Origin of the sequence: Cohnella luojiensis, from assembly GCF_004564235.1 — a bacterium.
Lineage (GTDB): Bacteria > Bacillota > Bacilli > Paenibacillales > Paenibacillaceae > Cohnella > Cohnella luojiensis.
Genome location: NZ_SOMN01000001.1, coordinates 1 through 15,754 on the forward strand (window position 1 = coordinate 1; position 15,754 = coordinate 15,754).

The window sequence follows — 15,754 nt, forward strand, 5'->3', positions numbered from 1 at the left end:
TGCGTAGGTTTACTAATTGCGTGAGTGGAGAGGATTTATGAGTGAAGAAGGGGCTATCCCAAAAGGGTAGAACCGATTAAGTAAATCCCGAAATATGAACAAGAAAACCTCCAAATCCACTATCAAACTGGGGATGAAGGTTTTACTTTGGCTTGATTATTCATCGAAAGTGGGGGCTCAAAAAACCTAAAATTGACTTTTGAGACAGCCCCTTTTTTGTGTGGCGTGCCCAGAGGCACGCATCTTCTAGCCGGTGGAAGCCAGTCGCGGGAGGGGCCGGCTTGCCAAAAGTAAGCCTAGAGGTCGGGTGGCTTTCGCTTGCCCATAATCTGCTTCAGAAAGTCGCAATTGACCGAAATAGAGAAAATGGTGGTACAGGGATAACGCTCCTGCACCACCATTTCTCGGTTTACTATGATTTTTCACTCCGAGTGAGCAATCTAATCAGTAAATTTTTGAGGGCTATTTCGGCGAAAGACACAACTGCATACAAATGAAAATAATTGGAAATGGTAACCATTATCCAATGAGTATAATACGGTCAAGGTTTATACAAATTTTTAGAGTCTTGGGGGGATAAAGATTGGGAACGGTAGATTGGAGCCGGGGCTTAACAGAAATGACGCTGGCCTTTCATATTTTGTTCGCGACAATCGGAGTAGGCGTGCCGGTTTTCATATCCGTGGCCGAATGGATGGGGATTAAGAAGAAGGATGTGCACTATTCGTTAATGGCCCGAAGATGGGCGCGGGGGTTTGTAATTACCGTGGCCGTTGGCGTCGTCACGGGGACATGCATTGGTCTTCAGCTCAGTTTGTTGTGGCCAGAATTCATGAGGGTGGCAGGTAATGTGGTTAGCTTGCCTTTGTTTTTGGAGACTTTCGCGTTTTTCTTTGAGGCAATATTTCTCGGCATCTATCTTTATACCTGGAACAGGTTCTCTAATCCATATATCCACTGGCTGTTAACCATTCCAATCATCATCGGTTCATCTGGCTCCGCGCTGTTTATTACGACCGTCAATGCTTTTATGAATACGCCGCAAGGATTCACCATTGAAAGCGGGAAACTGACGAACATCGACCCGCTCGCAGCTATGTTCAATCCGGCTACTCCTTCGAAAGTAGCGCATGTATTGTCTACCGCTTACTTGACTGCCGCATTTCTACTGGCAATGATCGCCGCATTCGCCATGATTAGAGGTCGTAAGGACGATTATTACCGAAAATCGATACGTTTGAATATGACAGCAGGTCTAATTCTGGCTTTAGTCACGATTGGAGTTGGTGATATGGCCGCTCGGTTTCTAGCCGAGGAACAGCCGGAGAAGCTGGCTGCTGCTGAGTGGCATTTCGAGACCGGCAGCAGGGCTCCATTGGTCGTCGGCGGTCGATTGAATCCGGAAACGCAGGAGATTGCCGGGGCTATCGAAATCCCTTGGGCGCTCAGTCTGCTCGCAACCCACCATCCTGACGGCATGGTCGTCGGTCTAAACGATTTTCCAAAAGACGAATGGCCTCCGCTATATGTTCATTATTTGTTTGATTCCATGGTTGGGATTGGCTTTTATTTGCTCGCCGTGCCCATTCTGTTTCTGGCGATGTTATGGCTGAAACGTTGGAATGCATACAATCGCTGGATGCTGGGAGGCATTCTGGCGGGAGGACCGCTATCCTTTCTCGCCATTGAACTCGGATGGTTTTATGCGGAGGTTGGCAGACAGCCTTGGATTATACGAGGATATTTGCGTGTGTCCGATGCAGCCACCACGAACACTCACGTAAGCATCGCTTTCTGGTTGTTTGCCGGTTTGTATGCCGTGCTTGGTATCGTATGCCTATTCGTGCTAGTTCGTCTGTTTCACAATAAACCAGCCGAGTTGGAACTGGAAACACATCGCATCATTTTGTGAGGAGGTGACAGGCATGTCGATTGAACAACTCGGAATCACTGTTCTTTGGAGCTTTTTGTATGGCTATCTTATTGTTGCCTCCATTGATTTTGGAGCGGGGTTCTATGCTTATTACGGACGGATAAGCGGAACGGAAACGATCATTGGGCCGGTGATTTCCAGGTACTTATCCCCGGTCTGGGAAGTAACCAACGTATTTCTCGTGTTTTTTTTCGTCGGGATCGTCGGCTTCTTTCCGGAGACGGCTCATTATTATGGCACAGCTCTGCTGATTCCCGGCAGCATTGCGCTTCTATTGCTTGCCATCAGGGGGTCGTTCTATGCATTCGCGAATTATGGTGTTAAGAAAAATTCCTTCTACCTGCTTGCCTACGGAACGACGGGCTTGTTAATACCGGCTGCTTTGTCAACGGTATTCACCATTTCTGAAGGAGGTTTTTTGGCAGTTCGGGGGAATGAAGTCCTATTGCTGATGGAGGAGTTGTTTTATAGCTCGTATTCCTGGGCGGTTGTACTGCTTGCCCTGTCCAGCGTGTTGTTCATCAGTTCGACCTTTTTGACCTATTATGCGGCTCGTGCGCAAGACGCGAGAGCTCTCGAACAGATGCGTCGATTTGCCTTGTGGGGCGGTATTCCAACGATCATTTCAAGCCTGTTTGTCTTTGTTGCTCTGCGGAATCATAACCTGGAGCATTTTCAGCGTGCACTGGACATATGGTGGATGTTTGGCCTCTCTCTGGTCAGCTTTGTATTTGCGGTCTGGCTCATTTGGAAACGAAAATCCTATGGAATCGCATTTGTGATAGTGATGTTGCAGTTCGCGTTCGCATTTTACGGATACGGCCTTTCTCATTTGCCCTACTTGCTGTACCCTTACTTGACGCTGTATGGCGGCGTGACAAATCCGGCAATGGGACGAGCTCTGGTCATTGCCTTTGTCGCGGGTTTCGTGCTTCTGGTTCCATCCCTTGTTCTTCTGCTTAGGCTGTTTCTATTCAACGCTCGATATGTGAAGGGAGACCTTTGATGAATATATTTGATCACCAGGATAAATTGCTGATGCGCCTCTGTTTCGTTATCGCTTTTTTGCTTTTGTTATCCCTAATAAGATATTTCATTTAGGAGTTGTACGCACAGCCACCCAGAGCAATGGAGTGGTTGGTACAGGAAGGCAGTTGAAGCCGTGAGTTTGTTGATGAACGGCTTAAAATACACGTTGGCTTTATCCGGGCTTCTGACGTTATTACGTTTTTTCTTCGCATTGCCTTTGGGGCTGTGGTCGGGGATAACGGGCAGAGGGCGCGGCTTTTTGCGTGCGATGCAATGGGTCATTTCGGCTGTTCCAGCGTTCTTATTGCTCTTCCCAACGCTTGGAGGCATGTTCTTCGGACTCGGCTTGAATGAAAAAAGTGCAGAACCGCAAGATATGATGTTATTTATGATCGTCTTTTTGTTGCTGGTGACCATCCATGGCGTCTTCCCGCTCGCTTACCAGATTTCCGAGAGAGCTCAATTTTATAACCAAAAACCTTACGTCGAAGCTTCACGTTTGATGGGTAGCTCCTTCTTTCATAGAATTGTGACACACATCCTCTCGAGTATGCGGTTAGAGTTAGTTTTTACACTCATCAGTGAATTCATCTTGATTCTCTTTCTCATGGGACAGCTTGCCATATTTAACATCATCCTGGGGCGTACGAAAACGCGTGCTTAATGTAGGTCTTTGTTTTCTCGGCCTAATCTTCTCGCTACAATTTTTCTTGCATCAGTTTAAGAAACGGTACGGAGGATTGGAAGGGGCGGAATAAGCACCTTCACAAAATCACCATCGATGTTATGTTTCGCTCAAAAAAAGCGACATAAAGTATTATTAATTGTACAATTTGGCTGTAATATTTTACATATACCTTCCATTAATCATTTTATATATGAGAAAACGAAAGAATAATAGAAAAGTTTACATAACACGTAATAATTATTGACATAAAATTATCGACTTTGTATAATTTCGTAAATAGGGTTAAAGTTCCTTTTTGATACGGGCTTTTTAACTTTGTAATTATATTATTTGGAGGGAACCGTTTTGAGAAAAGTAAAAATAGCTCTATCAATCTTCTTGGTCATTATTTTGCTTGTCGGCTGTACGAGTTCAAAGCCAGATGCAACAATACCTGCTGAGACCGATTCACCGTCAGCCAGCGCGGCTGAAGCGAAGATCATCAATCTTGGCAAGGAGGTCGAGCTTGCCTCCATGGACTCCGCCATTGCAACCGATGGTTTGTCGTTTGAGGTCATTGCCGCGACCATCGAAGGGCTGTACACGATAGACGCCGCTGGCGTACCTCAATTAGCCATGGCAGAGAAGGCTGAGCTGAGCGACGATGGCTTAAATTACACCTTCACCATTCGCGATGCCAAATGGTCAAACGGAACCCCTATAAGCGCCAAGGATTTTGAATTTGCCTGGAAACGTCTGGTCAATCCCGAAACCGCAAGCGAGTACAGTTTCATTATGGGCGTAGCCGGGGTTAAAAACGCCGATGCGATCGTGGCCGGTGAAAAAGGCATCGATGAACTGGGCGTGAAGGCTGCTGATGATAAGACGCTGGTTGTCGAGCTCGACCGTCCGGTCGCTTTCTTCAACTCGCTGCTGGCCTTCCCTTCATTTTATCCGATTAACGAAGCTTTCTATAAAGAAAAAGGTGCCCAATACGCTCTGACAGCCGACGCGCTGCTAGCCAACGGTCCTTTTAAAATGAAAACTTGGGAAGTTGGCGGCACGACTTTCTATCTTGAGAAAAACCCGGATTATTTTGACGCTGCCAACATTAAAGTGGATGGCCTGAACTACAAGGTTATCAAAGATACCCAGCAATCGATTCTGGCCTATGAGAATGGCGATGTCGACTATGTCACCCTCACCGGTGAACAGATTGTCAACTATCAGCAAAGCCCGGAGTATCACAATATTGTAGCAGGCTACCTTTGGTATCTGTCTCCCAATCAGAAGGTTCCTGGTTTAGAGAATCTGAACCTGCGCAAGGCGTTATCGCTGGCCTATGACAAAGAAGCCATTGTTAACGACATTCTGAAGGATGGCTCCATCGCAGCCAGTTTCGCCGTTCCTACGCTGCTTGCGACTGGTCCAGACGGAAAGGATTATCGAGAAACCGCCAGAACCTTTCCTTCAACAGATAAGGCCGAGGCACTGAAATATTGGGAATTGGCAAAGAAGGATCTTGGCGTTAGCTCGATCAAGCTCGAGCTGCTGTTCGAGGATACGGAATCCGCAACCTTGGTTGCGCAGTTTATTCAATCGGAAATTGAAACCGCCCTGCCGGGCGTGACCTTTGAGCTCAAGTCTCAGCCTAAGAAGAACCGGGTCGAGCTGATGCAGAACGGAGAATACCAAGTTGGACTTACAAGGTGGGGTCCCGACTATGCCGACCCAATGACCTATCTGGACATGTGGACAATCGGCAATCCGAACAACTATGGCACGTGGGAAAACAAAGAGTATGACGATTTGGTCAACAGTGCCAGCAAGGGCGAACTGGCAAGCAAGCCGAATGAAAGATGGGAGGCCTTGAAAAAAGCTGAATCCATTGTCATGGATCAAGCGGTTATTTTCCCGGTCTATCAAAAGGGGAATGCTGTATTGATCAAGCCTGAGGTAACCGGTATTGAATTCCATTCCGTAGGCGTTAACATCTTCTACAAGAATGCCGACAAGAAATAACTTGCAGCTTTGAGCTGTCATTAGAGCAGCCGGATTATAGTTGCGGACTTTCTGCGACTGTAATCCGGTATTTTTAGGAGATGAATGTATTGAGAAGGTATGTGCTCAATAGGTTGGGACTTGCAGTTGTTACCATCCTGGTTATTTTGCTGGTCCTGTTTCTTATACTAGAGTTTATGCCTGGGTCTCCTTTTAACGATGAAAAGATAACCAAGGCGCAGAGAGCCGTACTGGATGCCAAATATGGATTGAACCAACCTGCTCTTTATCGCTTTATCCATTATATCAAGGCCATGCTGAGCGGTGATTTCGGGGTTTCTTATGTAATCCAGAAGAACATGCCGATATCCACCATGCTGGAGGCTCGTCTTCCGGTCTCCATTCAGATCGGCGTCCAGGCAGTATTGCTGGGTACGCTTATCGGACTCATTCTGGGCATTGTGGCTGCCTTAAAACACAACAGCTTCGTCGATAACCTAACGACCTTTATTTCCGTTATCGGTGTCAGCTTTCCATCCTACGTGTTTGCTTTGGCTTTGTCTTATTTTCTCGGCTCAAAGCTAAAGTGGTTTCCAATCCTGTATACCTCATCAGAGCCGTTTGTTTCCTCTATATTACCGACCATAGCGCTCTCCGTGTTTACCGTGGCCACGGTTGCCCGTTTTGCCAGGTCCGAAATGATTGACGTGTTGAGCTCGGATTATATGCTGTTGTCGGAAAGCAAAGGGGTAAAATGGCAAAGATTGATTTTCATTCATGCGCTGCGCAATGCGTTAATTCCAATCATCACGGTACTCGCGCCTCTGGTCGTCGCTTTGATGACAGGAAGTCTCGTCATCGAGCAAATCTTCTCTATACCGGGAATCGGCAGCCTTCTCGTAACCGCCATACAGGTGAACGATTACAACGTCATTATTGCCGTGACCTTTGTCTACAGCATTTTGTTTATTGCCATCATGCTGCTAGTCGATATCCTATATGGGGTTATTGATCCGAGAATCCGTTTGGCAAAGGGGGAGAAGTATGAGTAACCAGGCTCCGACGTTCGATCCGGGCGACTTTGAATTTGCAGACAATAGCGAGCGGGTTCAAATCGATCGTAATTATACCAGCCAATCCTATTGGAAGGACGCTTTTATTCGATTTAAATCCAACAAAGGGGCTATCGTCGGTCTCGTCATCATCCTGATCATTTCCTTTTTTGCCGCGTTCGGTCCGATGATGAGCGAGCACACGTATAAATCGATTAATATCAAGCACAAAAGCCTGGCTCCTCGGATTGAAGGCTTTGAAAACTCGTTCATATTCAATGGCGTTGCCAATGGAATCAACTCCTATGAGCAAAAGGGACTGGACGATGTCTACTATATTTTCGGTACCGATACACTTGGCCGGGATTTGTGGACCCGTACCTGGGAGGGTACGCGCATCTCGCTATATATCGCCGTCATCGCAGTCATCATTGATATGCTGATCGGAATGATATATGGCCTTGTTTCCGGCTATTTCGGCGGCTCGATAGACAACGCAATGCAGCGATTTATCGAAATTCTGAGCAGTATTCCCAATCTGGTCATTGTGACCCTGCTGATTGTGATCCTCAAGCCGGGGCTTGTGACGATTACGCTCGCCTTGATGATTACCGGCTGGATCGGCATGAGCAAGGTAGCCCGGGCGCAGATGCTTAAATTGAAGGGACAAGAGTTTGTCCTGGCCTCCAGAACCTTGGGAGCCGGAAACTTCACGATTATCTTCAAGGACATTCTGCCTAATATTTTCGGTCAGATTATCATCATGTCGATGTTCTCGATTCCGACCGCCATTTTTACGGAGGCATTCCTTGCATTTATCGGTCTTGGCATCCCTCAGCCCATGGCTTCCCTCGGGTCCTTAATCAGTGAAAGCTTCAAGTCCATGACAATATACCCCTATATGATCGTAGCGCCGGTTGTTGTGCTCGCCCTGTTGATGCTTAGCTTCAACCTTTTGGCTGACGGACTCAGAGATGCGCTGGACCCGAAAATGAAGGAAATGTAGGAGGGCGAACAAGATGAGCGAAACCGTGCTTTCCATTCGAAATTTATCCATATCCTTTCAGACTTCAAACGGCATGGTGAATGCCATTCGAGGCTTGGATCTGGATTTGCATAAGGGTAAAACCGTGGCAATTGTCGGGGAATCCGGCAGTGGTAAATCGGTTACCGTAAAAGCCATTATGAGAATCTTAAGCGGAAATCAAAAAATCAATTCAGGCTCTATTACCTTTAACTTTGACAGCGGTGACGAGAAAATAAGTCAGGATTTGCTGAAGCTCTCCAAGAAGGAAATGCGCTCCCGGATCAACGGTAGACGAATTGCCATGGTCTTTCAAGATCCTATGACATCGCTCAACCCCACGATGACCATAGGCAAACAAATCATGGAGGGTATGATCATCCACCTGAATAAAACCCGTGCCGAAGCTCATGAGCGAGCCCTAGAGCTGCTGAGGCTGGTCGGCATCTCCGATCCGGAGAACCGAATGAAGAGCTATCCTCATCAGCTATCCGGCGGGATGCGGCAGCGGGTCGTCATTGCCATTATGCTGGCCTGCGATCCGGAGGTGCTGATATGCGACGAGCCGACTACTGCTCTGGATGTAACCATTCAGGCTAAGATCCTGGAGCTAATTAAGGAGATTCAGGCGAGAACCCATATTTCCGTCATCTACATCACGCATGATTTGGGTGTGGTTGCCAAGGTAGCCGACTATGTTGCCGTGATGTATGCCGGCAAAATTGTGGAACGGGGCACGGTCAACGAGATTTTTTACGATCCCAAGCATCCGTACACCTGGGGCCTGCTTTCCTCCATGCCGGATATCGGCTCAGAGAACGAGAAACTGTATACCATTCCCGGCAGTCCGCCCAATCTGCTCCATAAGATTGAGGGAGACGCTTTTGCTCCGAGGAATGTCCATGCCCTGAAGATTGACTTCAAACAGGAGCCGCCTATGTTTAAAATCACGGATACCCATTATGCGGCGACCTGGCTGCTGCATGAAAACGCGTCAAAGGTGGAAATGTCCGAAACGCTGCGGCGGAGGATTGACAAGGTCGTAAAGGAGGCGGGGAGAGATGGAGAGAACACCGATCTTGCAAGTTACTGATTTAAAGCAGCATTTTAAAATGAGCAAGAAGTTTACGGTAAAGGCAGTGGACGGCGTATCCTTTGAAATACGCGAGGGTGAAACCTACGGGCTTGTCGGCGAATCCGGCAGCGGAAAATCCACTATCGGCAGATCGATCATTCGTTTGTACCAGCCAACCTCAGGCACGGTTACCTTTCAAGGCGTGGACATATCCGGTCCTCTCAAGGAAAAGGAGCAAGTTCTCCTTCGCACCAAAATGCAAATGATCTTTCAGGACCCGATGGCCTGCCTGAATCCGCGGAAAAAGGTCATAGATATCATCGCACAGGGGTTGGATATTCATAAGCTATATAAAACCAAGCAGGAAAGAAAGGAAAAGGTCGACCGGATTCTGGACAAGGTCGGTCTTTCCCGGGAACACGCCAACCGCTACCCCCATCAATTCTCGGGAGGGCAGCGCCAGCGCATCGGCATTGCCCGGGCTCTGATTATGGAGCCCAAGCTGATTATTGCCGATGAAGCCATCAGTGCGCTCGACGTCTCCATTCAGGCACAGGTGGTCAATCTGATGAAGGAGATCCAGGAGGAGACCAACACCGCTTTTTTGTTCATCGCGCATGATTTGTCGATGGTCAAATATATATCGGACCGCATTGGGGTGCTGCATCTGGGTAACTTGGTTGAAACGGGAACCACCCAAGATATTTTCGATCATCCGATCCATCCGTACACCAAATCCCTTTTATCGGCAATCCCTCATGCAAATCCGATTAAGGAAAAGAAGCGGGTGGCCATTCCGTATGATTACGCAACCAGCGGAATCGACTATAGCAATGGCATCCAGCAGAAAATTTCCGATTCCCACAGCGTCCTGGCAACCGATGAGGAATATAAAGCCTGGACCGCAGGGTAGCGGGTTAGGGCATTACTTAGAAAATAAACGGAATTAAAAAAGGAGCTGTCTCAAAAGTGAAAACTTTTGAGCAGCCTCTTTTTGATTTATTGGGGACCTTGACGGAGATCGAGCCAATTGGGATCGAAGTGGGAACTAACTCCATGAAATCGTATCCCTGAAGAGTGGACTTACCCCACTCTCTCATTATGATTGTGGTTTTATAATAATAATGCTTGGCTGCTAAGTCGAGATATAAAGGGGAATAAACTGCAACCGCTTACAATCTTCAATAAAAAGGAGGAACTAAGATGTTAGTAAAAGGCTTTTTGAAATCGATGAGTTTTGTATTGGTCGCAGGAATTATTGGTTCGGGTATCGGCATTCAACCGACAACGGTTAAAGCGGCTCCGTCCCAGAACATTACGATTAATCCGATTCCCAGTCAGGTTCACCGGATCTCGCCCCGTTTTACCATGACGGTAAACGGCGTCAATGCGCCGGTGGTCGACGGCCAGTACACCACGACGATCTCGGAGAACGGCACGACCCGGACGATTAAACCGGATTACCTGGGTTACGATTACACGACGTTCACGGCTTCGACCGGGGAAACCGAAATCGTCATCCGGTGCCGGAGCGTCATCAGTTCCATCAGCGTGAGTCCGTTGAAGCTGGGTATTACGCCCGTCAAGGTCGACGACTATACGTACAAATTCACAATCGAAAGCCAGCAGTATTTGATCGTAAACATAAACGGCAGCAAGCTTGCGGTGACCCGGGATGATCCCGAAGCCTACGTCCCGACGCTTGGCGCGCCCGGCGTGTTCAACGTCGCGAGCTACCTCGGTTCCACCGATGCAACCCAGCAAGGGAACATGCTGGCGACGGCCGCCGCGTTCCAACAGGCGGTGAACGAAGCGAGCGCCTACGGGACGGCGGCCGGAGGCGGAACGAAAGGAATCGTATACGTGCCGCCAGGGCTTTATTACATGGGCAACTTGATGCTGAAGAGCAACACCGCCCTCTATCTGACACACGGATCCGTACTCCGGATGACGGACGACTACTCGAACTACCGCGTCGATTTTTTCAAGGCCTCGCTCGGCAGCAACGGCCGCAACGGCACCTGGTGGATCTACACCGAGAATAATTCGAGCAACATCAAGATTTTCGGCCGCGGAACGATTGACGGCAACGGACATTATTTGCAAAAAGACAAGCCGACGACGGATCCCGGCTTCGCCGCCCACCTGGTGACGATCATTGGTACGAGCAATTTCAAGCTGGACGGACCCGTCATCTTTCAAGCCCCGTTCTGGGGAACGATTACGGCGCGGGCGGACAACGTGAACATTTCGAACATCAAATTTTTCAATTCTATGGACGGCAACGAGAACGACAACCTGGACATCAACGAATCGCAGCATGTGCGGGTGTGGGACTGCATCGGCATCGCGCTGGACGACAACTTCTCCACCAAAACGTGGGAAGGGAAAGGGACGATGGCGAACTGGTACGGCGCGTCCGAGCCGCTCGATGACGTCATTTTCAACAATGTGTTCGGATGGACGGACCACGCCACGTTCAAGCTCGGGCACGGGGCGCACGAGAACCAGACCAACATCACGTTTAAGAACAGCGTCACCTATAGCGCCATGCGGGCGATCGGAATCGAGCATGTGTACGGAGACGGCGTGTGGTCCAACATCACATTCGACAACATCGACGTCGAGAATGTCGGCAGCGAAGGCTGGTTCAAGGCCTGGATCGATAATGGCGCCGGGCTCGGCGTCGGTCCGATCTCGAACATTACGATCAAAAACATCAACGTTCGCCACAGGGGCTCGGCTTCCTGGCTGAAGGGCTACAGCAGCTCGGCCATGATCTCGAACATCACGTTCGACAACATCAAGACGCTGGGCAATCCCGACCCGGTAACCAGCCTAGGGGAACTTAACATTACCAATACGGCCTTCTACCAGAACGTGAGTTTCGTTCCGGACCGCAGGTTTGCCTCGCAGTACCGGATCCAGGCGGAGAACAACAACGGCCTTTTCGGGGTAGATTGGAACGGCAGCAAGAGCATCAAGCATTACGCTTCCAACGATACGGACGCCGTCGGCTACCAGATCGGAGGCATTGCGGACGACAATTACGCACTGTACAAGGGCGTTGATTTCGGGGCCAATACTTCGAACGTCAACATCCGGTACGATGCGCCCAGGGCGGTTCGGATCGAACTGCGCCTGGACAGTCCGTCGGGAACGCTGGTCGGATCCACGGATCTTGCCGGAAACAACAACACGTGGCTGCAGTGGAACAATTACAATATTCCGGTATCTGGCGCATCAGGCGTGCATGATCTCTATGTCGTTTTCCGGGTATCCGGCTCTACCCAAGAAAACCAGTTGCTAGGAAGCCTGAACTGGTTCGAGCTTACTAGAAGCTTTTAATCCTTAAGCGAAAAATATTAAATCAGCCCATCTATCAAGAGACTTTGATGGGCGGGTTTTCTTGTCATTGTGCAAGCGGGAGTGTCGTGACATAATCGAATTATTCAACCTCCTATCAGGCAGGACGTGACTCCATTGACCGATTTCAACAAGCTTTCGTTTCGGAATAAGCTAAGATCGGCTTTTCTAGCTCTAACCATCCTATCGATTCTCGTAACGGGCGGTTTTTCGTATTATATAACTTCTACTATTATCGAGAACAACGCACTGAAGCTGACTCAGGACACCGTCGTCCAATCGGCGCAAATCGTGGATGAGAAGCTGGGAAAGCTGATGCTCGTCATGATGACCTTCATGATAAGCGAACCGTTTCAAAATTTAATGGACGATGTTTCGGCAGGCGAGGATAGACGATACTTCACGCATTTGTCCAATCTGGACAATGCCTTCTCCCAAGCCAGGATTGCGGAACCTTTAATTCATTCTATTTACATTTCAACGCCAATAGGAGAGTTCTACCCTCTAGCCATAAACCGAAACCGGCAGACCGTCTTTAATGAAACGCCTCTATTCGAACGTTTTAACCGGGAGAAGAGAAATGTCTGGGTGGAGGGGCATGAGGATATGCTGTTCTCGGGTAAAAACCGCGTTATTTCGCTCGTCCTGGAGCCAATAATCGATAACACGATAAACGTGAAGGATGTGTATGTCGTCGTTAATATTCGAGAGGACGGAATTCGCAAGCTTTTGGGTACGGAAACTGTGGGGGGCTCTTCCCGGTTTCTGCTTAATGCCGATGCGGCGCTTGTCGGATTAGAACGGAATCCGCTTGTAATGGAGGCTGTCAATAGTGGTCTAATGGGAGAGATTATCAAGAATGAGCCTATGGGTTACACGTCTTATGAGCTGGGAAACGATTCTCATTTGCTGAATTACGCACGTCTGGGTATTAACGACTGGACGGTGATGGCCATACAGTCTAAGGATCACGTCCTGCGGGATATGATCTATGTGAAGTGGATGATTCTATTTATAACGGTATGCTGCTTTGTGGTTACGGTGTTCGTGTCGGGAGCGTTCACCCGCTATTTGTTAAAGCCTCTGCAAGGGCTGCAGCAGGTTATGAAGCGAGTCGAAAACAATGATCTGTCAGCCCGGTTCAAGAGTAAGAACGAGGATGAGCTCGCACAGGTTGGCTTCCGCTTCAACCGGATGTTATCACAAATTGTTCTGCTAATTGAGGAGGTTAAGAAAGCCGAAGCCAACAAGCGGGCTGCTGAGATCAAGGCGCTTTCCGCGCAAATGGACCCGCATTTTCTGTATAACGCACTGAATACGATCTATTGGAAGCTCAAGCTGAAGCAAGTCGATCAATCTCAACAAATGGTTGTCTCCTTATCTCGTTTATTCCAGCTGGGACTTAATAAAGGGAATGAGATTACAACGCTGGATAAGGAGCTTCAGCATGTCCGTCAGTATTTGGAGCTTCAGACTTACTGCTATGAGAACTTGTTCGAGTATGATATTCAGGTTCGAGAGCCGTCGTTAATGGAACTGCCGGTTCCTCGCATTATGCTGCAGCCACTGGTGGAAAATAGCATTCAGCATGGGTTCCAAAACATGGAGAGCGGCGGCCGAATAACGATAGATATAGATGTCAATTTTGAATTGGGGCATTGGACTATGCGGGTACAGGACAACGGCTGCGGTATGGAAGAAGCAACGATCCACTCCTTGCGACAGCAGGACCCGGAACGGGGTTATGCGATCGGGAATTTGATCAGCCGCTTGCAGCTTTATTACGGAGATCATGCGGAACTGTACATCCAAAGCCCGAGTCCTTCGGGTAAAGGGACAATCGCTCTCATCACGATTCCGTTGAAAGGGATGAATCCAGATGTACAAGCTTGAACAAGTTAACCTGTGCGTTATCGATGATATAAAGAGTGTAGTGGACGGTCTGTTGTCCATGGAATGGGCGGGGCAAGGAATTACGATCGCAGGCGCATCGGCCAATGGGGTAGATGGATTGGAACTGGTGAGAGGCACCAAACCGGACATTATCATCACGGATATACGGATGCCCAAGATGGATGGGCTTACGATGCTGCGCGCTATTCTGGAGATGAACTATTCTTGCAAGGTCATTTTGATTAGCAGCTACACCGATTTCGATAATGCCAAGCAGGCCGTTCAGCTCGGTGCTTTTGATTTTGTCGTTAAGCCTTTTACGGAGGAAGACATTATGGAGGCTGTGCTGCGGGCAAAGGCGCAGGTCATGCAGGAAAGATCTCGGCTTATGAGCGTACGGGAAATGGAGCTCAAGCTGCGGGAAAGCATGCCTGTGCTGAGACAGGAGTATTTCTCTCTACTGATAAGCCATTCGACCTCTTGGGAGAAGGCCGCGGAGCGCTGGCAATTTCTTCAGGTCGAGCTCATTCATCGCGGCTTTGTTGTTTTGTTGCTCGAAATCGATGGTTTTCAAGAGCGGGCTGCGGATCTTTCGGTCCTTGAGGTGGAGCTGAATTGGTTTTCCTTGCAAAATATTACAGAGGAAACGATTCGGGTTTATGCAAAGTGCGTCGTGTTTCGAGGTAAGAATAATCGTTTCGTCGCCGTATTGAATGATTCCGAATCGCTCAGCACGACTCAGATCGCAGAGAAATGCTGCAAGAATATAGAACGGTACACGAAGTTTACCGTTTCCGTCGGAGTAGGAGGAAGAGTCGAGGAAATTAGCGAGCTGCCTGATTCTTATCGACAGGCTGATCGGGCACTGACGTATCACCTCTTCACCGGGGGAAACGGAGCGATCAGTTATGAAGAGCTGCCTAAGACGGATCTGCAGGCACCTATATCGCTAGAACGCAAGGATGAGTTGTTGCTTGTCCTGCGCTCCGGCAATGGAGATCGGGCTGAAGAAATATTAAATGATATTTCGAATACGCTGCAGATGAAGTCTTCTAGGCAGAATCCGAATTATTTGCTTAGCCTTTATGAGGAGCTGGCGGCTTCCGCCATTCGGATCTTTTACGAGCTGGTGCCGTTTACTGAAGTTCAACCGCTAATCGAACGATTTAAGGCAAAATGGGGAACTTCGGGTTTGACGTTGTCCGAGCTGGAGCAGCAGCTATTGGGGCTATGCCAGGAGGGGGCAGGATTGGTACGGAAAAATACGTTGTCGGAGGCGCAAGCAGTCATCTATAAGTCGCTGGATTATTTGAACAGTCATATCGATCGGGATGTGACGTTAACGGAATGCGCGGCTTATGTCCATCTGAGCGTAAGTTATTATTCGAGTCTGTTCAAGAAAGTAACGGGGACGACGTTAACCCAGTACGTAACCGCCGAGAGAATCAACAAGGCGAAGTCGATGCTGATAAGCGGATTAACCGTGCAAGAGGTGGCATCCGCCGTGGGTTACGAAGAACGTCGGTACTTCAGCGATATGTTCAAAAGAACGACCGGGATGACTCCCTCGGAATTCCGGGCGAGTTATCACCCGGAAACCATGATCGCCGAAAGACAATAAAATCGTATCCTTGGAGAGTGGACTCACCCCTCTCGCTGCTTTGTCAGAGCATCTTATAATGAAATTGCAGCAAACAATTTCGACAAAAGAGGG

The 15,754-nt window shown here is 48.6% G+C and carries 11 protein-coding genes and 1 pseudogene; all 12 read left to right on the forward strand.

From position 1 onward, the window contains the following. Positions 1-278: 278 nt before the first annotated feature. Positions 279-347: pseudogene (locus E2980_RS25055) on the forward strand (transposase); the annotation flags it as partial. 236 nt (positions 348-583) lie between these two features. Then, on the forward strand, positions 584-1,912 hold the full coding sequence (locus E2980_RS00010) for a cytochrome ubiquinol oxidase subunit I (protein ID WP_135150081.1): 1,329 nt from the start codon (positions 584-586) through the stop codon (positions 1,910-1,912). 13 nt (positions 1,913-1,925) lie between these two features. After that, positions 1,926-2,939, forward strand: a complete 1,014-nt coding sequence (locus E2980_RS00015) for a cytochrome d ubiquinol oxidase subunit II (protein ID WP_135150082.1) — start codon at positions 1,926-1,928, stop codon at positions 2,937-2,939. A 156-nt stretch (positions 2,940-3,095) separates the two neighbouring features. Further along, entirely contained in the window at positions 3,096-3,626 is a 531-nt protein-coding gene (locus tag E2980_RS00020; protein WP_135150083.1) for an ABC transporter permease subunit, read from the forward strand. A 369-nt stretch (positions 3,627-3,995) separates the two neighbouring features. After that, a complete protein-coding gene (locus E2980_RS00025; RefSeq protein WP_135150084.1) occupies positions 3,996-5,651 on the forward strand; it encodes a peptide ABC transporter substrate-binding protein in 1,656 nt (551 codons plus the stop codon). Positions 5,652-5,740: 89 nt separating this feature from the next. Beyond that, a complete protein-coding gene (locus tag E2980_RS00030; RefSeq protein ID WP_135150085.1) occupies positions 5,741-6,682 on the forward strand; it encodes an ABC transporter permease in 942 nt (313 codons plus the stop codon). Then, positions 6,675-7,688, forward strand: coding sequence for an oligopeptide ABC transporter permease (opp3C, locus tag E2980_RS00035; protein WP_135150086.1), 1,014 nt, complete (start codon positions 6,675-6,677; stop codon positions 7,686-7,688). The genes E2980_RS00030 and opp3C overlap by 8 nt, the downstream gene beginning before the upstream one ends. A 13-nt stretch (positions 7,689-7,701) precedes the next feature. Further along, on the forward strand, positions 7,702-8,799 hold the full coding sequence (locus E2980_RS00040) for an ABC transporter ATP-binding protein (protein ID WP_135150087.1): 1,098 nt from the start codon (positions 7,702-7,704) through the stop codon (positions 8,797-8,799). Beyond that, complete coding sequence (locus E2980_RS00045; RefSeq protein WP_135150088.1) at positions 8,768-9,694, forward strand: ABC transporter ATP-binding protein; 927 nt, start codon at positions 8,768-8,770, stop codon at positions 9,692-9,694. Before E2980_RS00040 ends, E2980_RS00045 begins: the two co-directional genes overlap by 32 nt. A gap of 290 nt (positions 9,695-9,984) precedes the next feature. Continuing rightward, positions 9,985-12,129 (forward strand): carbohydrate-binding protein, encoded by a 2,145-nt coding sequence (locus tag E2980_RS00050; RefSeq protein WP_135150089.1) that lies wholly within the window; start codon positions 9,985-9,987, stop codon positions 12,127-12,129. A gap of 126 nt (positions 12,130-12,255) precedes the next feature. After that, entirely contained in the window at positions 12,256-14,040 is a 1,785-nt protein-coding gene (locus E2980_RS00055) for a sensor histidine kinase (protein WP_420808594.1), read from the forward strand. Further along, positions 14,027-15,661, forward strand: a complete 1,635-nt coding sequence (locus E2980_RS00060; protein ID WP_135150090.1) for a response regulator — start codon at positions 14,027-14,029, stop codon at positions 15,659-15,661. The genes E2980_RS00055 and E2980_RS00060 overlap by 14 nt, the downstream gene beginning before the upstream one ends. Positions 15,662-15,754 lie beyond the last annotated feature (93 nt).